At 72.7% G+C, this 22,531-nt stretch carries 14 protein-coding genes; 5 read left to right on the forward strand and 9 right to left on the reverse strand.

Features of this window, described 5'->3' with window-relative positions:
* Positions 1–511 precede the first annotated feature (511 nt).
* Entirely contained in the window at positions 512–1,363 is an 852-nt protein-coding gene (locus ACFVT2_RS23130) for a methyltransferase domain-containing protein (protein ID WP_390020847.1), read from the forward strand.
* An 85-nt stretch (positions 1,364–1,448) separates the two neighbouring features.
* Here ACFVT2_RS23130 and ffh read toward each other — a convergent pair whose 3' ends face one another.
* The 5 genes from ffh to ACFVT2_RS23155 form a co-directional block, all read right to left on the reverse strand.
* Complete coding sequence (gene ffh / locus ACFVT2_RS23135) at positions 1,449–2,999, reverse strand: signal recognition particle protein (RefSeq protein ID WP_390020849.1); 1,551 nt, start codon at positions 2,997–2,999, stop codon at positions 1,449–1,451.
* A 144-nt stretch (positions 3,000–3,143) separates the two neighbouring features.
* Positions 3,144–5,654: a [protein-PII] uridylyltransferase gene (locus tag ACFVT2_RS23140; RefSeq protein ID WP_390020852.1), complete on the reverse strand. Its 2,511-nt coding sequence runs from the start codon at positions 5,652–5,654 to the stop codon at positions 3,144–3,146.
* Positions 5,655–5,703: 49 nt separating this feature from the next.
* On the reverse strand, positions 5,704–6,042 hold the full coding sequence (locus ACFVT2_RS23145; RefSeq protein ID WP_039632407.1) for a P-II family nitrogen regulator: 339 nt from the start codon (positions 6,040–6,042) through the stop codon (positions 5,704–5,706).
* Positions 6,039–7,388 carry an ammonium transporter gene (locus ACFVT2_RS23150; RefSeq protein WP_390020856.1) on the reverse strand — a complete coding sequence of 450 codons (1,350 nt, stop codon included), beginning with the start codon at positions 7,386–7,388 and terminating at the stop codon, positions 6,039–6,041. Before ACFVT2_RS23150 ends, ACFVT2_RS23145 begins: the two co-directional genes overlap by 4 nt.
* Positions 7,389–7,568: 180 nt before the next feature.
* Entirely contained in the window at positions 7,569–9,035 is a 1,467-nt protein-coding gene (locus tag ACFVT2_RS23155) for a hypothetical protein (protein ID WP_390020998.1), read from the reverse strand.
* A gap of 522 nt (positions 9,036–9,557) precedes the next feature.
* Between ACFVT2_RS23155 and ACFVT2_RS23160 the strand changes: the two genes are divergently transcribed.
* Entirely contained in the window at positions 9,558–10,268 is a 711-nt protein-coding gene (locus tag ACFVT2_RS23160) for a bifunctional DNA primase/polymerase (protein WP_390020859.1), read from the forward strand.
* 359 nt (positions 10,269–10,627) lie between these two features.
* Here ACFVT2_RS23160 and ftsY read toward each other — a convergent pair whose 3' ends face one another.
* Both ftsY and ACFVT2_RS23170 read right to left on the reverse strand, forming a co-directional pair.
* Complete coding sequence (gene ftsY, locus ACFVT2_RS23165; protein WP_390020861.1) at positions 10,628–11,860, reverse strand: signal recognition particle-docking protein FtsY; 1,233 nt, start codon at positions 11,858–11,860, stop codon at positions 10,628–10,630.
* A gap of 111 nt (positions 11,861–11,971) precedes the next feature.
* Complete coding sequence (locus ACFVT2_RS23170) at positions 11,972–12,223, reverse strand: hypothetical protein (protein ID WP_390020864.1); 252 nt, start codon at positions 12,221–12,223, stop codon at positions 11,972–11,974.
* A gap of 421 nt (positions 12,224–12,644) precedes the next feature.
* Here ACFVT2_RS23170 and ACFVT2_RS23175 point away from each other — a divergent pair, with 421 nt between their 5' ends.
* The 3 genes from ACFVT2_RS23175 to ACFVT2_RS23185 all read left to right on the forward strand — a co-directional run bounded on the left by ACFVT2_RS23175 (position 12,645) and on the right by ACFVT2_RS23185 (position 17,029).
* Positions 12,645–14,144: a purine-cytosine permease family protein gene (locus tag ACFVT2_RS23175; protein ID WP_390020867.1), complete on the forward strand. Its 1,500-nt coding sequence runs from the start codon at positions 12,645–12,647 to the stop codon at positions 14,142–14,144.
* 92 nt (positions 14,145–14,236) lie between these two features.
* Complete coding sequence (locus tag ACFVT2_RS23180; protein ID WP_390020869.1) at positions 14,237–15,241, forward strand: LLM class flavin-dependent oxidoreductase; 1,005 nt, start codon at positions 14,237–14,239, stop codon at positions 15,239–15,241.
* A 69-nt stretch (positions 15,242–15,310) separates the two neighbouring features.
* On the forward strand, positions 15,311–17,029 hold the full coding sequence (locus tag ACFVT2_RS23185; RefSeq protein ID WP_390020871.1) for an ankyrin repeat domain-containing protein: 1,719 nt from the start codon (positions 15,311–15,313) through the stop codon (positions 17,027–17,029).
* 131 nt (positions 17,030–17,160) lie between these two features.
* Here the strand turns inward: ACFVT2_RS23185 and ACFVT2_RS23190 are convergent, their stop codons facing one another.
* The gene (locus ACFVT2_RS23190; RefSeq protein ID WP_390020874.1) at positions 17,161–18,579 is read right to left on the reverse strand and encodes a sugar porter family MFS transporter; all 1,419 of its coding nucleotides are present in this window, start codon (positions 18,577–18,579) and stop codon (positions 17,161–17,163) included.
* A gap of 258 nt (positions 18,580–18,837) precedes the next feature.
* A complete protein-coding gene (locus tag ACFVT2_RS23195) occupies positions 18,838–22,518 on the reverse strand; it encodes an AAA family ATPase (protein ID WP_390020876.1) in 3,681 nt (1,226 codons plus the stop codon).
* Between the last annotated feature and the right edge of the window lie 13 nt (positions 22,519–22,531).

Here is a 22,531-nt window from a genome sequence, read left to right on the forward strand (position 1 = left end):
ATCCCAAATAATTTGCACGTACCGGTCAGTTTCTGGGCATGCGGCGTGGCCCGTACGTGGTGCGCCGATCTGCGGAGAAGACGCCCGTGGGCCGCAAGCCGGTACGTAGGGCGCGTACCCCCGCGTACACCGCATGGCGTAAGCCGCCGCGCGCCGGGGCACGGGACGCGTGGCGATGTTACCGGCGGTACGAAATGCTGCGGACGTCGGCCCCGCCCCTCCACCGTAGGGCAGGGGGAACGAGCGGCCGTCGGCGGGGATCCCGTGGTCGGCGCGCCGGGCGGCGGGCACTGCCGTGGCGGGACGGCACTCCCCAAGGCACCCTGGAACGGCGCTCCGGGAGCACAGAGGCCGGCGCACACAGGGGCGCGCGGGAGCCAACCCCGGCGCACCCTCTGGACGGCCGGTCGGAAGCGCAGTTGTCTGGATCGCGGGGGCGCACAACGCTCGGAAACACGGGGGCGGACGGTACTGATCAGCTTCGGGTTCTCGGCGAATAGGGGCGCTATCGATGTCACCCACGCTCGTGCGACACCAGCTTCCGAACACCGGGACCGGGCACGCTGACGGCTCGGCCGCGCTGGTCGGCACCCGCGCCCGCGACTGGGCGGAGATCCAGGAGCGGATGCTGGTGCCCCTCTATGAAGCCGCGTACGACCGGCTGGGTGTCGGCCCCGGCACCCGGCTGCTGGGTCTGGGCTGCGGGTCCGGGCTGGCGCTGCTGCTCGCGGCGGCGCGCGGGGCGCAGGTCAGCGGTGTGGACGCGGACGAGTGCCGGCTGGAGCTGGCGCGCGAGCGGCTCACACCGGACGGGATGCCGGAGGTCACCCGGCTGGTCAGCGGCGGATTGGTCGATGCGGCGCCCAAGGACGCGGCGTTCACGGTGATCACGGCGTTCCACCCGGTGGGCTGCGGTGGCGGTGCCGAGGAGGTGGCCGGGGCGCTGACCTCGGCGGCGGCGATGGCCGAGCGTGGCAGTGCGGTGGTGCTGGGCGGTTGGGGCCCGGTGGAGCGGTGTGCGGCGGCCGGGGTGCTGCGGGTGGCGGAGCGGCTGGCCGCCCGGACTGCGGGCTTCGGCGCGGGATGGCGGCCGGCCGGGCGGGACGACCTGGAGGAGTTGGCGGACCGGGCGGGGCTGCGGCCCGACGGATCGGGGCGGGTGGCCTGCCCGTTCGGGTACGCGGACATGGCGAGCGCGGTGCGCGGGATGCTGTCGACCGGGCTGTTCGACGCGGCGCTGGAGGTGGCCGGGCCGCGGCAGGTGGAGAAGGAGCTGGCCGAGGCGCTCCATCCGTATCAGCGGGCGGACGGAACGGTCTGGATGGCGAACGTCTTCCGGTACCTGATCGCGCGGACCCGCTAGCCGGGGCCTGGTGCGCAACGGCCGAGCCCCCGACCATCCAGAGGTGGTCGGGGGCTCGGCCGTCGGTGCCGTACGGGCGCCGCTTTCAGTTCATGAACTTCTTGAACTCCTCGGGGAGTTCGAAGTTCTGCGGGTCCTGGCCGCCCTGCGGCAGGCCGAGCGGGTTGCCGGTCGCGGCCGCCTCGCGGCGCGCCACCTCGGCCTCCTCGTCGGCCTTGCGCTTCATCGGGTTGCCGCTCTTGCGCTTGCCCTTGGCCTGCTTGATCTGCTTCTTCTTCCGGCCGGCGCCGCCGCCCATGCCCGGGATGCCGGGCATACCGGGCATACCGCCGCCCTGGGCCATCCGCGACATCATCTTGCGCGCCTCGAAGAACCGCTCGACGAGGTTCTTGACGGTGCTGACGTCGACACCGGAACCCCGGGCGATACGGGCCCGGCGCGACCCGTTGATGATCGTCGGGTCCTGGCGCTCGCCCGGCGTCATCGACTTGATGATCGCGGCCGTGCGGTCGACCTCGCGCTCGTCGAGGTTGTTGATCTGGTCCTTCATCTGCGCCATGCCGGGCAGCATGCCGAGGAGCTTGGAGATGGAGCCCATCTTGCGGACCTGCTCCATCTGGGCCAGGAAGTCGTCGAGCGTGAACTCCTTGGGGCCCTTCGCCAGCTTGGCCGCCATCTTCTCGGCTTCTTGCTGGCTGAAGGTCTGCTCGGCCTTCTCGATGAGCGAGAGCATGTCGCCCATGCCGAGGATGCGGGACGCCATGCGGTCCGGGTGGAACGCGTCGAAGTCGTCCAGCTTCTCGCCGTTGGAGGCGAACATGATCTGCTTGCCGGTGACGTGCGCGATGGAGAGCGCGGCACCACCACGGGCGTCGCCGTCCAGCTTGGAGAGCACCACGCCGTCGAAGCCCACGCCGTCGCGGAACGCCTCGGCCGTGTTGACCGCGTCCTGACCGATCATGGCGTCGACGACGAAGAGGACCTCGTCCGGGCTGACCGCGTCCCGGATGTCCGCGGCCTGCTGCATCATCTCGGTGTCGATGCCGAGGCGGCCGGCGGTGTCGACGACGACGACGTCGAACTGCTTGGCGCGGGCGTACTCGATCGAGTCCTTGGCGACCTGGACCGGGTCGCCGACGCCGTTGCCCGGCTGGGGGCCGTAGAACGCGACGCCGGCGCGCTCGGAGACGACCTGGAGCTGGTTGACGGCGTTGGGGCGCTGGAGGTCGCAGGCGACCAGCAGCGGGGCGTGGCCCTGCCCCTTGAGCCAGCGGCCGAGCTTGCCGGCGAGGGTGGTCTTACCGGCGCCCTGGAGGCCGGCGAGCATGATCACCGTCGGGGGCTGCTTGGCGAAGCGGAGGCGCCGGGTCTCGCCGCCGAGGATGCCGACGAGCTCCTCGTTGACGATCTTGATGATCTGCTGGGCCGGGTTCAGCGCCTGGCTGACCTCGGAGCCGAGCCCGCGCTCCTTGACCTGCTTGATGAAGGCACGGACGACCGGCAGGGCGACGTCGGCTTCCAGCAGGGCGATCCGGATCTCGCGCGCGGTGGCGTCGATGTCCGCCTCGCTCAGGCGGCCCTTGCCCCGGAGGTTTTTGAAAGTACTCGCCAAGCGGTCGGAAAGCGTATCGAACACGGCGGTCGTCGATCCTCGGGGTCGGGGGCTTAGGTCCAGTCGGCTTCTAGGGTATCCGGCCACGCAAGTGACTCCGCCGTGGCCCACTCCGGTCCGGTGCACCGGGCGCCGCCGGGGGCACCCCGGAGCACGGCGTGCCCGGCACTACTGGAGCGCGGTTTCGATCGCCTCGGCCACCTTGTGGGCCACCGGATCGGGCAGCGGTGCCCCGTCCGGGCCCGTGACGTAGAAGGCGTCCACGGCATTGGCGCCCAGCGTGCTGATGTGGGCGCTGCGCACGCTGACCCCTGCCGCGTCCAGGGCCCGACCGATCCGGTGCAGCAGTCCGTGCGCGTCCTGGGCGCGGACCTCGATGACGGTGGCGGTGCGGGAGCTGCCGGCGGCGACGGTGACGCGGGGCGGCGGGGCCAGGACGCTGCGGGAGCGGCGGGCGTATGCGCGTTCGCGTTCGGCGAGGCGGTCGGGGACGTCCAGGGAACCGTCCAGGGCGCGGATCAGGTCGGCGCGGAGCCGGCCGGCCTCGGGCAGCGAGCCGTATTCGGCGGCGACCCGCCAGCTCAGCAGCAGCACCGGGCCCCGGCCGATGGGGTCCAGGGTGCGCAGGTCGGCGGCGCGGACGGTGAGGCGGTGCAGGGCCAGTACGCCGGCCGCGGCGGGTAGTACGCCGGGCTGGTCGGGGACGGCGATGAGGAGCTCCACGCCGACCGGTTCCCGGGTGGTGGGGCCGGTGGGTTCGGTGGTGCCGTCCGCGGTGCCGGGCGGGCCGCCCTCGGGGCGGGTGCGGAGCGTCAGCACCGGGCCGCCGGTGCGGCCGGCCTCGATGGCCAGGCGCTCCTGTTCGGCGGTGGGGGCGTCGGTGTCGCGGGGGTCCGGCGCGGGCTGCCCGGCGAGCCGGTCGGCGACGCGCTGGACGAGGGCGGCGACGAGGCCGGCGCGCCAGGAGCTCCAGGCGGCGGGCCCGGTGGCGAGCGCATCGGCCTCGGTGAGGGCGTGCAGCAGTTCCAGGGTGCCGGGGCTGCCGACGGCGTCGGCGACCGCGCCGACGGTCTCCGGGTCGTCCAGGTCGCGCCGGGTGGCGGTCTCGATGAGCAGGAGGTGGTGTCGGACGAGGGCGGCGATCACCGCGGTGTCGCCGGGGCCGAAGCCGAGCCGGGCTGCCACGTCGCGGGCGATGGTCTCGCCGGCCACCGCGTGGTCGCCGGGCCAGCCCTTGCCGATGTCGTGCAGCAGGGCGGCGACCAGCAGCAGGTCGGGCCGGTGGACGCGGCGGGTCAGCGCGGCGGCGCGGACCGCGGTCTCGACCAGGTGGCGGTCCACGGTCCAGGTGTGCACGGGGTTGCGCTGGGGGCGGCAGCGGACGCGTTCCCAGTCGGGCAGGAGGCGGGCGATGACGCCCTCGGCTTCCAGGGCCTCCCATACCGGCACGGTGTGCGCGCCCGCGCCGAGGAGGGTGACCAGTTGTTCGCGGGCCTCGGCCGGCCAGGGCACCGGCAGCGGTGCGGCGGCGCAGCGGCGGATCGCGTGGGTGGCCAGCGGCAGCCCTGCCTGGGCGGCGGCGGCCGCGGCGCGCAGCAGCAGGACGGGGTCCCGTTCGGGGCGGGCGGTGCGGGCGAGTACCGCCTCGCCGTCGAGTTCGACGACGCCGTCGGCGAGCGGTGAGCGTTCGCCGCGGCCGCCGGTGCGCCCGGGCAGCAGCCCGCGCAACACCGGTTTGACGGACCGGGCGCGCAGTACCCGGCCGACCTCGCGCCAGGTGACGTCGGCGGCGTAGGCGATGGTGCGGGCGGATTCGTAGGTCCGGCGCAGCAGGGCGTCCGCGTCGAGCAGGCCGAGGGCGCCGGCGACCTGGTCCTGCTCCTGGAGGGAGAGCCGGTCGGTGGCGCGCCCGGTGGTGAGGTGGAGGGCGTCGCGGGTGTTGAGGAGCTGGGTGCGGGCGGCCTCCAGTCCGCCGCGGGGGGCGTCGGCGAGCCAGGAGGCGGCGATGGCCCGCAGTGCGGTGGCGTCCCGTAGGCCGCCGTGCGCCTCCTTGAGGTCGGGTTCGAGGAGGTATTGGAGTTCGCCCTGGCGGGCGGCGCGCTCCTGGCAGAGTTCGCGGAGTTCGGGCAGCCGCCTGGGGGCGCAGTCCCGCCAGTCGGCGTAGGCGGCGGTGCGGACCGCGGCGGTCAGCTCGGGGTCCCCTGCGATGTGGCGGGCGTCGAGCAGGCCCAGTTGCACCTTGAGGTCGTCGCGGGCGGCGCGGCGGGCTTCGGCGGGGGTGCGGACGGAGTGGTCGAGGTCCAGGCCGAGGTCCCAGACCGGGTACCAGAGGCGGTCGGCGAGGGCGGCGAGGTCGGCGGTGGCGGCGCGGCCGTCGTGCAGCAGGAGGAGGTCGAGGTCGCTGCGGGGGGAGAGCTCGCCGCGGCCGTAGCCGCCGACGGCGACCAGTGCGGTGCCGCCGGCGGCGGTGCCGCGGGCGGCAGGGGCAGTCGCCCCGGCCAGCAGGGCGGCGAGCCAGTCGTCGGTGAGCCCGGCGAGGGCGGCGCGGCGGTCGGGTCCGCCGGGGGCCTCGGAGGTGGGGGCCTGGAGGAGCCGCAGCCGGGCGGCGGGGTAGCCGCCGCCCGGGCCGTCTCCGGGAACGGCGGCGGGGTCCGCGGTGTGCTCGGGGCGCTCGGTCAACTCGGGCTCTCCTCGGTCGTGTTGTCCCCCGCCGCCCTCTGCCGGCGACTCACAGTGCGTCGGGTCCGCGCTCCCCGGTCCGCACGCGCACCGCCTCCTCCACGGGGACGCTCCACACCTTCCCGTCGCCGATCTTGCCGGTGCGGGCGGCCTTGACCACGACCTCCACCAGCTCCTCGGCGTCCGCGTCCTCGACGAGCACCTCGATGCGGATCTTGGGCACCAGGTCGACGGTGTACTCGGCGCCCCGGTACACCTCGGTGTGCCCGCGCTGCCGCCCGTAGCCGCTGGCCTCGGTGACGGTGAGGCCGTGCACGCCGAACGCCTGGAGGGCGTCCTTCACCTCGTCGAGCCGGTGCGGCTTGATTACTGCCGTGATGAGCTTCACGCGTCCACCTTCTTGGTCAGGGAATCGCCGAGTGCCGTGGTCCTGCGGGCCGCCGTGCCGCCGCCCGCGCCGGCGAAGTCGTACGCGGTCTCGGCGTGCGCGGCCTGGTCGACGCCGGTGATCTCCTCGTCCTCGCCGACCCGGAAGCCCATCACCAGGTCGATGGCCTTGGCAAGGACGTACGAGACGACCAGCGAGTACAGCAGGACGCAGACCACTCCGACGGCCTGTTTGCCGAGCTGGGCGAAGCCGCCCCCGTAGAAGAGGCCCTTGGCGTCGCTCTGTACGCCGCCGGTGGCGAACAGGCCGATCAGCAGCGAGCCGACGATGCCGCCGACGAGGTGGACGCCGACGACGTCGAGTGAGTCGTCGTAGCCGAACTTGTACTTGAGGCCGACGGCCATGGCGCAGAGCACCCCGGCGATCACGCCGACCGCGATGGCGCCGAGCGGGCTGACCGCGCCGCAGGCGGGGGTGATGGCGACCAGTCCGGCGACCGCGCCGGAGGCCGCGCCGAGGGTGGTGAACGAGCCGTGCCGGAGCTTCTCGTAGGCGAGCCAGCCGAGCATCGCGGCGGCGGTGGCGACCTGGGTGTTGACGAAGGCGACCGCGGCGATGCCGTCGTCGTTGTTGAGCCAGGAGCCGGCGTTGAAGCCGAACCAGCCGAACCACAGCAGACCGGCGCCGAGCATCACCAGCGGCAGGCTGTGCGGCCGCATCGGGTCCTTCTTGAAGCCGATGCGCTTGCCGACGACGAGGATCACGCCGAGCGCGGCGGCACCGGCGTTGATGTGGACGGCGGTGCCGCCGGCGAAGTCGATCACGCCGAGTTTGAAGAGCCAGCCGCCGTCGCCCCACACCCAGTGGGCGACCGGGAAGTAGACGACGGTCACCCACAGGGCGATGAACAGCGCCCAGGCGGTGAACTTCACCCGGTCGGCGAGGGCCCCGCTGATCAGCGCGGGGGTGATCACCGCGAACATCAGCTGGAAGACGGCGAAGACGTAGATGGGGATGGTGGTGGTGCCCCACAGCTGGGTCAGGCCGATGTGGCCGAGGCCGGCGAAGTCGCTGTTCCAGCCGATGATGCCGCCGGTGTCGGTGCCGAAGGCGAGCCCGAAGCCGTAGAGCACCCACAGGATCGTGACGATGCCCAGGCTGATGAAGCTCATCATCAGCATGTTCAGGACACTCTTGACCCGGACCATGCCGCCGTAGAAGAAGGCCAGGCCGGGGGTCATGAGCATCACCAGCGCGGAGCAGATGAGCATGAACCCGGTGTTGGCGGGACTGAGGGTCGCTTTTTCCGCGAGGCCGTCTGCGAGCGTAAGGATGCCTGGGGGCATCGGCGTCTCCTCGTCGTCGATGCGGCCCGTGCGGGTGTGGGGTGGGCCGGCTTCGCGATGAGGTTGTCGCAGCGCCGTTTCGGCCAAACCTTGTCGGTGTTTCACCGGGGTGACGAAGCCGTCCTCCGTGTTACGCGCCGGTGAATTCCGAGATCCCGCGAAATCCGGCGGGCGGTCCGGTCAGCCCGCCACGGCGGATTCCGGGAGCTGGCGGGAGAGCTCGTCGCTGAGCTGGATCACCTCGGTGACGTTGCCGAATTCCCGGACCGCGGTGTCCACCGTTTTGCGCAACCGGGTGTTGACCCGTTCGGACCGGACCTGCCGGGCGAACGGTATCGCCTGCTGGGCCATCACGGCGCACGCCTCGGGCTCCTTCTGGAGCAGGTGGACGGTGGCCATCCCGATCAGGTTGAGCGCGTACGAGCGCTGGTGCTCGGCGTCCTTGCCGAACAGTTCGACGGCGCGCTGCATGACGGGTTCCGCGAGCGAGGCGTAGGTGGGGCTGCGGCCGGCCACATAGGCGAGGTCGCGGTAGGAGTGGGCGTTCTCGGCGTTGAGCTCGGCCTCGGAGAAGAAGCGGATCCAGTCCGGCTCGGCCTCGCCGGGGGTGACGTCGGAGAAGGTGTCCTCGGCCATCCGCACCGCCCGCTTGACCTTGCTGGGCTGGCCCATGCCGGCGTAGGCGCGGGCCTCCATCGCATACAACATGGCCTGGGTGCGCGGGGTGGCGGTCTCCCGGCTCCCGTACTGCGCGAGGTGGATCAGCTCCAGCGCGTCGTCGGGCCGGCCGAGGTGGATCATCTGCCGGCTCATGCTGGAGAGGATGTACGAGCCCAGGGGGCGGTCGCCGGCCTCTTTGGAGGCGTGCAGGGCGAGGACGAAGTACTTCTGGGCGGTCGGCTGGAGGCCGACGTCGTAGCTCATCCAGCCGGCGAGTTCGGCGAGTTCGGCGGCGACCTTGAACAGTCGCTTGGCGACCTCCGGCGACTGGGGTTCCTGGAGGAGGTCGGTGACCTCATGGAGCTGGCCGACCACCGCCTTGCGCCGCAGGCCGCCGCCGCACTGGGCGTCCCACTGCCGGAACATCGCGGTGGTCACCTCCAGCAGCTCCAGCTCGGGGCGGGAGAGGCGGGCCGGACGCCGGGCCCGGTCGGACTGCACCGCGGCCTCGCCCCGGGCGACGGGCACCGGCACCAGCCAGCGCTGCATCGGCTCGATGAGGGTGGGGCCGGCGGCGAGGGCGAGGGAGGTGCCCAGGAAGCCGCGGCGGGCCAGCATCAGGTCGCTGCGGGTGAACTCGCTGATGAGGTTGACCGTTTGGGGGCCGGCCCAGGGGAGGTCGACGCCGGAGACGGACGGCGACTGGTGCGCCGAGCGCAGTCCCAGCTCCTCGATGCCGACCACACAGCCGAAGCGTTCGGAGAAGAGTTCGGAGAGGATCCGCGGGATGGGTTCTCGGGGCTGCTCGCCGTCCAGCCAGCGGCGCACCCGGGAGGTGTCGGTGCTGATGTGGTGGGCGCCCATCTGGCGCGCCCGGCGGTTGACCTGCCGGGCCAGTTCGCCCTTGGACCAGCCGCTGCGCAGGAACCACGAGCCCAACTGCGCGTTGGGACGTTTGGCAGCGTCGATGCCGTCCCTGCCGCCCACGCCGCCCGTGCCGTTGGAGCCGGCGGTGTCGCCAGTGCCGCCCACAGGAATGCCCCCATTCCGATAGCGCTTGTCCGCGAACCCCCCACAGGATGCCGCCTGTTGCGGCGCCCGTTCCGCGCTACATCTACCCGACCGCGGAATCCGGCCACACCTCCGGTCGCCGCCTGGTCGCGTTGCCACCGGCATACCCGTGCGAAGAACGCCGCTCCGGGGTTCGTGCACCGAAAGTAATCCTACGATCACGCCCGTCGGGAGGGCGATTGCGGAAACGCCACCATTCGCCACCCCTTTGCGTGAACTCCCCGGCCGCCTCTCGCGATTGACTTGACACAGGTCGTACGGGGACGGGCGGAGCGGAGCACGCCGAGGCGCGCGCACCGCATCGCACCACCCGGCGTACGACGGCACACCACCGGCACCGCGGACCGCCGACGGAGCGTGAACACCAGAGTGAAGAACCGTCTCCTCGTCAACTCCCCGACTCGTAACCACTCGTACGCACCACCCGTTGGAGGGGGCATGGGTTTCACGATCGGCGGCATCCGGGACCTCCGTTCCGGTTCGCGCCGTCGCGTCCGCTCGGCCGAGGGCACCGCGGTGGCGGAGTACACGGGGCTGTGGGGCTGGGACGTCGTCCCGGGGGCCCGCGCGGTCCGGGCCGGCGACCGGACGGACTGCTCGTGCGGGGTCGCGGACTGCTCGTCCCCGGGCGCCCATCCGCTCTCCTTCGGCCGGGAGCTGGCGGCCGGCGCGACGCTGGAGAAGGCGCTGGCCGCCTGGGCGGAGACGCCGGGCGCGGCGGTGCTGCTCCCGGTGGGCCGGTCCTTCGACGTTCTCGATGTGCCGGAGGACGCCGGCCGGGGCGCGCTGGTGCGGCTGGAGCGGATGGGCCTGCCGCTGGGTCCGGTGGCGGCCACGCCGACCGGGCGGGCCCTGTTCCTCGTCGCCCCGGGGGCGGCCGCCGCGCTCCCCGACCTCCTCTACCGCATGGGGTGGGACGACGCGGATCTGGACCTGCGTCCGCTGGGGCACGGTGACCACATCACCGCGCCGCCGTCCGACCTCGGCGGCCACGGGCCGATGCGCTGGCTGCGCCCGCCGACCCTGGAGGCCGCGGGCCTGCCGCCGCAGGCCCGGCTGCTCCTGGGGACGCTGGCGTATGTGTGCAACAGGTCGGCGGGCGGCCGGGCGGCCTCCGATGCGGCAGTCTCCGGCCCGTCGGTGTGCTGAGCCGGGGCAAATCGTTTCGCCGTCGGGTCGGGGCACCGACCGGGGCCGCGCGGGGCGGTGGTCCCGCACGACCGTCACCTGCCGTACCGGCCGCGGGCCCGGCCCGCCGCACCGCCGGTACGCACCACCCGTCCCCATGGGCCCGATGTGTCCGCCACCGGCACCGGTCCGGCGTCTTGGCTTGATCCGAACGCCCTGGGCGCTGCGGGCTCTCCGGGCTCTCCTGGCTCTTCAGACGCTCCCGACGCTCCGGGCGAGAGCGGGCGCCGGGTCGCTGCACCGTACGGAGAACGGCGGCGGCCCCCGTACCCGTCATCCGCAGGTACCGGGGGCCGCCGCCGTCACGTCGGGCCGCGGGATCAGTCGATCAGTGCGTCCACGAACGCCTCGGGCTCGAACGGCGCCAGGTCGTCCGGGCCCTCGCCCAGGCCGACCAGCTTGACCGGAACGCCCAGTTCACGCTGGACGGCGATGATGATGCCGCCCTTGGCGGTGCCGTCGAGCTTGGTGAGCACCACGCCGGTGATGTCCACGACCTCGGCGAAGACCCGCGCCTGCACGAGGCCGTTCTGGCCGGTGGTGGCGTCGAGGACGAGCAGCACCTCGCCGACCGGGCCGTGCTTCTCGACGACCCGCTTGACCTTGCCGAGCTCGTCCATCAGGCCGGTCTTGGTGTGCAGCCGGCCGGCGGTGTCGATCAGGACGACGTCGGCGGATTCGGCGATGCCTTCCTTGACCGCGTCGAAGGCGATCGAGGCCGGGTCGCCGCCCTCCGGGCCGCGGACCGTGCGGGCGCCGACCCGCTCGCCCCAGGTCTGGAGCTGGTCGGCGGCGGCGGCACGGAAGGTGTCGGCCGCGCCGAGGACCACGGACTTGCCGTCGGCGACCAGGACCCGGGCCAGCTTGCCGGTGGTGGTGGTCTTGCCGGTGCCGTTGACGCCGACGACCAGGACGACGCCGGGGATCTCGTCGCCGCCGTTGCCGATGCCGTTGGCGGTGTGCACGGTGCGGTCGGCGTCGGTGCCGATGAGGGTGAGGAGCTCCTCGCGGAGCAGCTGGCGCAGGTCCTCGGGGGTGCGGGTGCCCAGCACCTTGACCCGCTCGCGGAGCCGCTCGACCAGTTCCTGGGTCGGGGTGACGCCGACGTCGGCGGTCAGCAGGGTGTCCTCGATCTCCTCCCAGGTGTCCTCGTCGAGGTGTTCCCGCGACAGCAGGGTCAGCAGACCCTTGCCGAGGGTGTTCTGGGAGCGGGCGAGCCGGGCGCGCAGCCGCACCAGGCGGCCGGCGGTCGGCTCGGGGACCTCGACGGCGGGCGCCGCGGGCGCCTCCGGCTCGGCGACCGGCGCCTCGGCCTCGGCCACGGGGGCCTCGGCCGCGGGCAGTTCGACTTCTTCGATGGTGCGACGTTCTTCGTCGCGGGGGGTTTCGGCCTCCTCGCCGACCTGCGGTTCGGCAGGGGGCGCGGTGGCGGAGGGCTTGGGGACAGCCGGCGGGGGCGGCAGCTGCTTCTTCTTGCGGCCGCTGACGACGAGCCCGCTGATCGCGCCGAGCACGACCACGGCGATGACTACAGCAAGGATGACGGTTTCCATAACCCCTCCAGTATCAGCCACGCCCCGCCGCGGACAGCCGCACGCGCCCGGGGATCCGCCCCGGGTCCCGGCGGGGCTCCACGGGGGCCCGGGACGGCGCGGCGCTCCGCCTCAGGACTCCCGGCGTTCCTCCGTGCGCCAGCGCTCCAGGGTGGGGTCGCGGTGGGAGTCGTACGTCCCCGAGCCCCGGCAGTGCCGGCACTCGCCGGCTCGCTGGACGGTCTCGTAGGGGCCCCGGAACGGGTCGACGCCGGGGACGTAGGCCAGAGCCTGGGACACATAGCCGGTGCCCTGGCACCACTGACACGCCTTGCCGGACATACCAGGCACATCGACCTCCTGCGCGCGCTCGCTGTCGTTCATCGGAATCACCTTGCACCAATTCCGGTGCGCCATGCCGGGGAGGCCACCATCTCTCCGTCCGGCAGTCCGACGGCGGCGCTCAAACGAGACATGCATCTCTCCGACGGGCTCGCGGCGGGGCTCCGGAGCGGGGCGCAAACACGGAAGAGGAGTCTCCGGTTCACCTTCCGAAGGCTCAGCGCGCCTCGTATGTCCTGATCAGGGTGGTGTGACTGGATTCATCGACAGGACGACACCGTTCGTGTCATCGTCGAGGAGTCCAACGGGGCGGACCGGTAGAAGTTGGATCAAAGTACGATGGTGGACGGCTGCGCAACGCGCGTAGAGTCCTGGCAATCACTGGCCAGGCACCACAGCCGCTGCCTGCACCCCCTCCCCGGGGGTGCCCCCCAGACACCCCCGCACGGAGACAGCTGCACCCATGGGCACCAGCACTGCGTCCACATCCACGTCCCTTTCCGAAGCCGACGGCGCCGTCGAAACGCGCGGCATCGAGCCGGTTCCGGACCATGAACGCCGGGGTCGGGTCCGCGAACTCTTCCCGACCTGGGTTGCGGCCAACATCAGCGTGCTGCTGCTCACCATGGGCGCCTCCCTGGTGATCAACAACGGCCTGAACTTCTGGCAGGTGCTGGTGGTCGCCGCGATCGCGTCGGCCCTTTCCTTCGGGATCGTCGGCCTGTTGTCGGTCTCCGGGAAGTGGGGCGGCGCGCCGGGCGCGATGCTCTCCCGGGCCGCCTTCGGCGTGCGCGGCAACTACTTCCCGGGCGCGATCCTGTGGGTCGCCCGCTTCGGCTGGGAGACGATCAACGCGGTCAGCGGCGCCTACGCGATCCTGACCGTGCTCCACCTGGTGTTCGGCATCCAGACCAACAACGTGCTGGTCGTGGTGACCCTGCTGGGCTTCGTCGCCTGCACCTTCCTGGTGAGCGGGATGGGCCGCAAGGCCCTCAACGTCTGCAACAAGTACTCCACGTACCTCTTCAGCCTGATCAGCGTCGTCGTCCTGGTGTACCTGATCGTCGAGATGCCGTGGGGCGCCATCTTCGCCAAGTCGCCGGGCAGCGGCGCGATGATGATCGCGGGCATCGGCACCATCGCGGCCGGCGGCCTCAGCTGGGTGCCCACCGGCCCGGACTTCGCGCGCTACCTCCCGCACTCGGCCTCCGGCAAGAAGATCGTCGGCACCACCGTCTCCGGCGCCGCCCTGGTGCTGGTCCCGATGGTGGTCATGGGTGGCGTGATGGCCGTCTCCAACCCGGAGCTGGCCAACCAGAACACCGACCCGATGTCCTTCCTGGGCCAGGTGCTGCCGTCGGCCATCGCGATCCCGTACCTGATCACCGCACTGATCGGCATGATGCTGATCAACAGCCTGTCGATGTACTCCGCGGGCTTCACCGCGCAGACCATGGGCGTCAAGCTGCCGCGCTCCCTGGCGGTCAGCATCAACGCCGTCATCAGCCTGGTCGGCGGGCTGTTCATGATGCTGGTGGCGAAGGACTTCGTGGGCCAGTTCATCGCCTTCCTGACGCTGCTCGCGGTCTCCTTCTCCGCCTGGATCGGCGTCTACGGCATCGACATGGCCCGCCGCCGCAAGAAGGCGGTCCGCTACCACGCGGAGAGCCTGATGACCATCGGCCCCGCCAGCCGCTACTGGTACAAGGGCGGCTTCTGCTGGCAGGCCATGACGGCCTGGGCGGTCGCGCTGATCGCGGGCCTGTGCTTCACCAAGGTGCAGTGGTTCACCGGTCCGCTGGCCGGCACCTGGATCGGCGAGAACGGCCTGGGCTGGGTCGCCACCATCCTGATCGGCGCGGCGGTCTTCGCGGCTCTGCCGGCCGCCCAGGAGAACGAGGCCCCGGCGTCGGCTCCGGTCACGGAGGACGAGGGGCAGCGGCCGGCCGTCGAGGTCGGCTGACCGCCGGCCGGTTCTCGACCACCACCCTGGTTAACTGACGTATCGTCAGCTACGGTCCCCTTCGCCACCTGCTCCGGCGAAGGGGACCTGCCATGTCCGCCGGCACCACCGCACCCACCACGGTCGTGCGCTTCAACCTCGCCGGCCCGCCGGCCGCGCCCGAGGTGCTCTCCGCCCGCTACCGGGCCGCCGTCGAGATGGCCGGGTACGCCGACGCGCACGGCCTGGGCATGATCCAGACCGAGGAGCACCACGCCACCGACAACGGCTGGATGCCCTCACCGCTCGCCTTCGCGGGCGCCGTCCTCGGCACCACCCGCCGGATCGGCGTCACCGTCTCCGCCCTGATCACCCCGCTGCACGACCCGCTTCGGCTGGCCGAGGACATCGCCGTACTCGATCTGCTCGGCGCCGGCCGGCTGATCACCGTCGCCGGCCTCGGCTACCGGCCCGAGGAGTACGCGGCCCACGGTAAGGAATGGCAGAACCGCGGCGCCCTCCAGGACGAGGTGCTCCGGACGCTGCTGGACGCCTGGACCGGTGAACCGTTCCGCTACCAGGGGCGCACGGTCACGGTCACCCCGCGCCCGTACTCCCGGCCGCATCCGCCGCTGCTCATCGGGGGCGCCTCGCGGCCCGCGGCCCGGCGCGCGGCCCGCCTGGGGCTGCCGTTCTTCCCCAGCGCCCACCTGCCGGAGTTGGAGCGCTACTACCACGAGCAGTGCGCCGCGGCCGGGACCGCCGGCTGGGTGCTCCAGCCGCCGCGGCGCACCTGCCTGCTGCACCTCTCCGAGGACCCGGACCGGAGTTGGGCCGAGTACGGCGGTCACCTGCTGTACGAGGCGCAGCGGTACGCGGCCTGGCAGTCCGCCGGGGCGCGCTCCGCGGTACGGTCCGCCGCGCAGGACACCGCGGCGCTGCGCGCGGAGGGCGTGTACCGGATCGTCACGCCGGACGCCGGGGTCCGGCTGGCCCAAGAGGACGGCGCCCGGGGCGCGTTGATCCTGCATCCGCTGTGCGGCGGGATGCCGGTCGAGGAGGGGTGGCGGTCGCTGCGGCTGTTCGCGGAGCGGGTGCTGCCACGGCTGACGGGCTGACGGGCTGACGCGAAGGGGGCGGCGCCCGCGGCGCGGTCGATTGTCAGTGGCGGGTGCCACGATCGAGGCATGAACTTCTTCGACGGTCTGCCCGCGTCCGCGCCCCCAGCCGAACCACCCGACGAGACCCTGGAGTTGTGCGCCTATGCGCCCGGGGATGACGAGGAGTTCGCGCCTTCCCACTGGTTCGTCCCGGCGCAGCTCGCGCAGGTCGCCGAGGCCGGCGCGGGCCCTGACGTGCGGATCGTACTCACCGGCTGGCAGGTCTGGCCGAGGTCGGTGACGATGCGGCTGTCGGTCTTCCTGCGGCGGATCCGCCCCGGCGGCCGGACGTCGCCGTACGGTCATCCGGGCGGCGGAGCGCTGCGCTGCGGTCTGCTGCTGGCCGACGGACGGAAGGTCACCACGCTCGACGGCCCGCCCGGACCGATGGCCGGGCCGCCTCGTCCGGCGCTGCGACTGAGCGGCGGCAGCGGCGGCGCCTTCCACTACGAACTGGAGCTGCACCTCTCGCAGTTGCCACCCGCCGGCGCCACCCGGCTGGTCGTCGAGTGGCCGGACGAGCAGGTGCCCGAGACGGTCATCGTCTTCGACGCCGGGCCGCTGCGGGCGGCGGCCGGCGAGGCGCGGGAGATCTGGCCGGACGCCGCATCGCCGACCCCTCGGGCGGTGGGTGAGGAGTCGCGGGGGTTCCTCAGCCTCAGTCTGGGGCCGGCGGAGATCATGGCCCAACCGCCCGAGCCGCAGCCGTGGTCCCCGCCCGCGCCGGATCCCGCACGCGGCGACTGGGAGCTCCTGGCCCCGTTCCACTGGCGGGACACCGATCTGGTGCTGGCCCGGCTGGCCAACGGCGCCGACCCCGGCGCCCTCGCGCCCGGCAACCGCGAGGCCCCGCTGCATCTGGCCGCCGCCCATGGTTCCCCCACGGCCGTCGCGGCGCTCCTGGACCGGGGCGCGGCGGTGGACGTGCCCGACGACCAGGGCTGCACCCCGCTGTGGCACGCCGTCTGCCACGGCGCGGAGGAGAATGCGGCGCTGCTGCTGCGGGCCGGCGCCGACGCCTGGCGCCCGCAGGCCGGCGGCCGCTCCCCCGGCCACCTGGCGCTGACCACCGCCCTGGCCCCGCTGTTCGCCGAGCTGCCGGGAGCGGTGCCGCCGACGCCCGAGGAGCGGGCCGCGCAGCAGGAAGCGGACGAGCGGGCGGCGGTGTTCCGGGGGGTGCACACCGAGGGCGTCTCGGTGGCGTTCGTGGCGGGGATCGACGAGGCCGAGGCGATCCGGCGCCTGGGCCGGGATCCCGACGACTGCCCGGTGCTCGCTCCGGACCCCGGTGCGGATCCGTACGACGCCGGCCCGTACGACGTCGACATGTACGACGCCGAGGAGTCCCACCGCTGGGTGGGCGTGACGGGGGTGGCCGGCGGCTGCGTCCTGCTCCAGCCGTCCTCGTATCTGCTGAGCACCGACCCGGTACTGGACGCCCTCTCGCTGGGCACCGCCGCTTACGGCCTGTACTTCAACCCCGACGGCGGCACCTTCGGCACGCTCTCCCGCGACGGTCGCACCGAGCTGACCGAGGAGATCGGCCTCCCGCCGTACGGCGACGAGCCCGAGGGGCACTGGCACTACCGCTTCTGGAGCTGGTCCCGGCCGGAGGACCTGTACGGCGCGAGCGAGTTGGGGTACGCCTCCGCGGCGGCCGGCCTGCGGGTGACGGACCCGGGGCCGGTGACCGGCCCGCCCCGCCGCTGGGTGGAGATACCCGAGGGCAGCCCGCTCCTCGGGTAGGGCCTGCCCGACCCTGATCCACCGGACCGGCCCGATGGCCGGCCCGGTGCGCCCGGCCGCGGAAACCACCGCTGCCCCGGCTCGGGTGAGCCGGGGCAGCAGCGAGAACTGAGGAGAGGACTGGCGGGGGGTTAGCCCATCTCCTCCAACGCCTTGCCCTTGGTCTCCTTCACGAACTTGAGCACGAAGGGGATCGAGAGCAGAGCGAAGACCATGTAGATCACGTAGGTGCCGGACAGGTTCCAGTCGGAGAGGCTGGGGAAGCTGGCCGTGATCGCCCAGTTGGCGATCCACTGCGCGGAGGCGGCGACGCCCAGCGCGGCGGCCCGGATCTTGTTGGGGAACATCTCACCGAGGAAGACCCAGACCACGACGCCCCAGGAGAGGGCGAAGAAGAGGACGAAGCCGTGCGCGGCGATCAGGGCCACGGTGCCTTCGGTGGACGGCAGGGTGCCGGCCGCGGTCTTGGCGGAGAAGGCCCAGGCCTCCAGGCCGAGCGCGACGGCCATACCGGCCGAGCCGATCAGCGCCAGCGGACGGCGACCGATCCGGTCGACGAAGATCATCGCGATCACGGTACCGATGATGTTGATGATCGAGGTGGTGAAGCTGTAGAGGAACGAGCTCTCCGGGTTGACGCCGACCGACTGCCACAGCGTCGAGGAGTAGTAGAAGGCGACGTTGATGCCGACCAGCTGCTGGAAGACGGAGAGTCCGATGCCGACCCAGACGATCGGCAGGAAGCCGCCCTTGCCGCCGAGCAGGTCCTTGAAGGTCGACTTGTGCTCGCTGCGCATCGCGTCCTGGATCTCGGTGACCCGGGCGTCGAGGTCCACCGTGTGGCCCTCGACCTCGGAGAGCACCTCCTTGGCGCGGCCGAGCTTGCCGACGGAGATCAGGAAGCGCGGCGACTCGGGGATCGCGAAGGAGAGCAGACCGTAGAGGATGGCGGGGATGACCATCACGCCGAGCATCCACTGCCAGGCTTCCAGGCCGGCGATCTTGCCGCGCTGCTGACCGTCGGCGAGGTTGAGGATGCCCCAGTTGACGAGCTGGGAGATGGCGATGCCGACGACGATGGCAGCCTGCTGGAAGGAGCCGAGCCGGCCGCGGTAGGCGGGCGGCGAGACCTCGGCGATGTAGGCCGGGCCGATGACCGAGGCCATACCGATCGCGATGCCGCCCAGGATGCGCCACATCGCCAGGTCCCACAGGGCGAACGGCAGCGCGGAGCCGATGGCGCTGATGGTGAACAGCACCGCGGCGATCTGCATGACCCGGATCCGGCCGATCCGGTCGGCGATCCGGCCGGCGGTGGCGGCACCGATGGCGCAGCCGATCAGGGCAACGGCGATCACCTGCGCAAGGACGGCGGACCCGACGTCGTAGCGGCTGCGGATCGCCTCGACGGCGCCGTTGATCACGGAGCTGTCATAGCCGAAGAGGAAGCCGCCCATCGCGGCAGCCGCGGTGATGAAGATGACATGGCCGAGGTGGTCCGGATGGGCCTTGCGGCCTTCCGGGACCGTCGGCTGCGCGGTGCTGGTCAACGTGAACTCCAGTGGCCCGGCTGCGCTGCCGGGCGTAGGGGGCTGGCCCTACAAGTGGTGCACACGTTGGGGGTACCCACCACTTGAAGGTAAAAGCAACGTTGCAGAGACTATGCCTTTAAGTTTCGAAGTCAATACCCCAAAGCTGACGTCTTCCTCACCCGACTGCGGCAGACTTCATTCAAGTTCTGAATTGATCTTCAGGGAGTGAAGAAGAGCGGTCACGAGCCTCCGGCACGACGGGCTCGCCCGCCCGGCTCAGCGCAGCCGCTGGCTGATCACCTTCGAGACGCCGTCCCCTTGCATCGACACGCCGTAGAGCGCGTCGGCGACCTCCATCGTCCGCTTCTGGTGCGTGATCACGATCAGCTGCGAACTCTCCTGGAGCTCCTCCATGATCCGGATCAGCCGCTGCAGGTTGGTGTCGTCCAGCGCCGCCTCGACCTCGTCCATCACGTAGAACGGGCTGGGCCGCGCCTTGAAGATCGACACCAGCAGCGCCACCGCGGTCAGCGACCGCTCACCGCCCGACAACAGCGAGAGCCGCTTGACCTTCTTCCCCGGCGGGCGCGCCTCCACGTCCACCCCGGTCGCCAGCATGTCGTCCGGGTTCGTCAGCACCAGCCGCCCCTCGCCGCCCGGGAAGAGGCGCGCGAAGACGCCCTCGAACTCCCGCGCGGTGTCGTGGTACGCCTCGGTGAAGACCTGCTCGACCCGCTCGTCGACCTCCTTGACCACCCGCAGCAGATCCGCCCGGGTCTTCTTCAGGTCTTCAAGTTGTTCGCTGAGGAACTGGTGCCGCTCCTCCAGCGCCGCGAACTCCTCCAGCGCGAGCGGGTTCACCTTCCCGAGCTGCTGATACGCCCGCTCAGCGGCCTTCAACCGCTTCTCCTGCCCGGCCCGGACGTAACGCACCGGCTGGTTCCGCGGGTGCTCGGGGTCGTCGGGCAGCGCCTCGCCCTCGGCCGGCGGGGACGGCGGGACCAGCTGGTCGGGACCGTACTCCGCGACCAGCGCGGCCGGCTCCACCCCCAGCTCCTCCAGCGCCCGGCCCTCCAACTGCTCGATCCGCAGCCGCTTCTCCGCGCCCAGCACCTCACCGCGGTGCACCGAATCGGTCAGCTTGTCCAGCTCGGCCACCAGCTCCCGGCCCTGCTCGCGCTCGGTGGCCAGCGTCCGCTCCCGCTCGTCCTTACCGCGTTCCGCCGCGGCCCGCTCCTCCTCGGCCCGGACCACCGACACCTCGATGTGCGCCAACAACTGCCGCGCGCCCGAGGCCACCGCCCCGGCCACCGCCGCCTCGTGCCGCAGCCGGGCCCGCCGCCGCTCGGCCCGCGCCCGCGCCTCGCGCTCGGCCCGCGCCGCCCGGTCCAGCCCGTCCGCCCGCCCGGCGAGCGCCTTGACCCGCTCCTCGTGCGTCCGCGCCTGGAGCCGGGCCTCCATCTCCGTCTGCCGGGCGTTGGCCCCGTCGGCCGCCAGCCGGTCGCGGACCGAGGTGTCGGGCTCCTCGTCCTCCGCGCCCGGGTCCTCCTCGGCCGCCGCCAGCCGCGCGACCAGTTCCTCCGCCTCCTCGGTGGCCCGCGCCAGCGCCTCCTCTGCCCGGGCGGCGGCCGCGGCGGACCGTTCCGCCTCCCCCGCGGCGGCCCGCGCCTGCCCGGCGAGCCGCCCCAGGTCCCCGGCGACCTTCGACTTCTCCCGATCGGCCGCACGCCGCCGGGCATCCAGTTCCTCGACCAGCGCGGCGCACTCGGTACGCCGCAGCTCCGCGGCCCGTCGTCCCTCGGCCAGTTCGTCACAGCGGGCCGCCAGCTCCGTGAGTTCCGCCGCCGCCTCGTCGACGGACGCCTGCACCTCCAGCAGGCTGGGCGCCCCCGCCGAACCACCCTGGGCGAAGTGCGCCCCGAGCAGATCGCCCTCCGCGGTGACGGCGGTCAGCTCCGGCCGCGCCACCACCAGCTCCTCGGCCTCCTCCAGCGTCCCGACCACCACCACATCACGCAGCAACCGGGCCACCGAGGCGGTCAACTCCCTTGGCCCGTGGACCAGTTCATGCGCCGGCACCGGCCCGCCGGCGGTCCCCGGCACCCCGGCCGCGCCACTCCCACCGGCCCCACCGGCCCCGCCGGCCCCGCTGGACGACCCCCCGCCGGCCCGCTCGGCGACCTCCACCGCCGCCACGGCCTCCCTCGCCCGGGCCGGCGCCGGCACCCGGGCCGGCCGGGTGCCGCCCAGCACCATCGCCGCCCGCCCGGCGTCCTCCTTGCGCAGCAGACGCAGCGCCTCCGCGGCGGCGGCCGGGTCGGTGACCGCGACCGCGTCCGCCGCGGCGCCCAGCGCGGCCGCCACCGGGACCTCGAAGCCGGGCGCGACGGTGAGCAGTTCGGCCGCCGGTCCGAGCAGTCCGCCGATCCGGTCCGCGGCGGCCAACAGCGCGCCGGTGCCGTCCTTACGACGCAACCCGAGGGCGAGCGCATCGTGCCGGGCGGCGGTCGCGGCCCGCTCCCGCTCGGCCGCGGTCAGCGCCTCCCGCGCGGCGGTCAACGCGGAATCGGCCTCCGCCAGCTCCCGCCGCGCCGCCTCGTACCGCCCACCGACCTCCGCGTCGTCCGCGTCCAGCCCGTCGACCTCGGCCTTGAGCTGCTCGTACTCCTCCTGGGCCGCGACCGCCCGGGTCCGGGCGGCGTCCCGGGCCTCGACCAGCCGGCCGATCTCCGCCTGCGCCGAGGCGGCCCGGCCGCGGGCGGCGGTGACCTGCCCGCTGAGCCGGGCCAGCCCCTCGCGCCGATCGGCCAGGGCCCGCGCGACGTCCCGCAGCCGCCGCTCCTCGTCCGCCAACTGCCGTTCCAGCGCGGCCCGGTGTTCGACGGTGTCCTCCAACGCCCGGCTCGCCGCCTCCAGCGCGGCCGTCAACTCCGCCTCCTGCTCGCGGATCCGGGCGGCCTCCCGCTCCAGGTCCTCGGGGTCCCGGCCACCCCGCTCCTCCGGCGGGGCCGCCGCGGCACTCCGGACCCGGGCCTCGGCCAACGAGACCGTGCCGCGCACCCGCTCGGCGAGCTGGGACAGCGCGTACCAGGTCTGCTGGGCCCGCTGCACCCGCGGCGTGAGGGCACGCACCTCCGCCTCCAGGGCCGCCTCCCGCTGCTGGGCGGTGCGCAGCCGCGCCTCCACCGCCTCCCTACGCTCCTTCAGCGCCGCCTCGTCGGCGATCTCCGCGGCCAGCGCCCGGCGCAGCGCGACGAGGTCGTCGGCGAGCAGCCGCAGTCGGGCATCGCGCAGATCGGCCTGGATGACGGCGGCCCGCCGAGCCACCGCGGCCTGCCGCCCCAGTGGTTTGAGCTGCCGCCGCAGCTCGTCGGTCAGGTCCTGGACGCGGGCGAGATTGGCCTTCATCGCCTCCAGCTTCCGCAGCGCCTTCTCCTTGCGCTTGCGGTGCTTGAGCACGCCGGCCGCCTCCTCGATGAACGCCCGACGGCCCATCGGATCGGCGTGCAGGACGGAATCGAGCTGGCCCTGGCCGACGATCACATGCATTTCGCGGCCGATACCGGAATCGGAGAGGAGTTCCTGGATATCCAACAACCGGCAGGTGTCACCGTTGATCTGGTACTCGCTGCCGCCGTTCCGGAACATGATCCGGGTCAACGTGACTTCGGCGTATTCGATGGGCAGCGCACCGTCGGAATTGTCGATCGTCAACGAGACCTCGGCGCGGCCGAGCGGCGGCCGCCCGGTCGTCCCGGCGAAGATGACGTCCTCCATCTTGCCGCCGCGCAGCGACTTGGCGCCCTGCTCCCCCATGACCCACGACAGCGCGTCCACGACGTTGGACTTGCCGGAACCGTTGGGGCCCACGACACAGGTGATACCCGGTTCGAACCGCAGCGTCGTGGCGGAGGCGAAGGACTTGAAGCCTCGCAGGGTCAGACTCTTCAGATGCACGCCTTTGAACTCT

The sequence above is a fragment of the Streptomyces sp. NPDC058000 genome (genome assembly GCF_042886435.1).
Classification (GTDB): domain Bacteria; phylum Actinomycetota; class Actinomycetes; order Streptomycetales; family Streptomycetaceae; genus Streptomyces.

Bases quoted from the DNA above. Each gene is read 5' to 3' on its own strand.
- ACFVT2_RS23130 (WP_390020847.1), top strand. From the start codon at position 512: ATGTCACCCACGCTCGTGCGACACCAGCTTCCGAACACCGGGACCGGG.
- ACFVT2_RS23150 (WP_390020856.1), bottom strand. From the start codon at position 7,388: ATGCCCCCAGGCATCCTTACGCTCGCAGACGGCCTCGCGGAAAAAGCG.
- ACFVT2_RS23160 (WP_390020859.1), top strand. From the start codon at position 9,558: ATGGGTTTCACGATCGGCGGCATCCGGGACCTCCGTTCCGGTTCGCGC.
- ftsY (WP_390020861.1), bottom strand. From the start codon at position 11,860: ATGGAAACCGTCATCCTTGCTGTAGTCATCGCCGTGGTCGTGCTCGGC.
- ACFVT2_RS23170 (WP_390020864.1), bottom strand. From the start codon at position 12,223: ATGAACGACAGCGAGCGCGCGCAGGAGGTCGATGTGCCTGGTATGTCC.
- ACFVT2_RS23175 (WP_390020867.1), top strand. From the start codon at position 12,645: ATGGGCACCAGCACTGCGTCCACATCCACGTCCCTTTCCGAAGCCGAC.
- ACFVT2_RS23180 (WP_390020869.1), top strand. From the start codon at position 14,237: ATGTCCGCCGGCACCACCGCACCCACCACGGTCGTGCGCTTCAACCTC.
- ACFVT2_RS23185 (WP_390020871.1), top strand. From the start codon at position 15,311: ATGAACTTCTTCGACGGTCTGCCCGCGTCCGCGCCCCCAGCCGAACCA.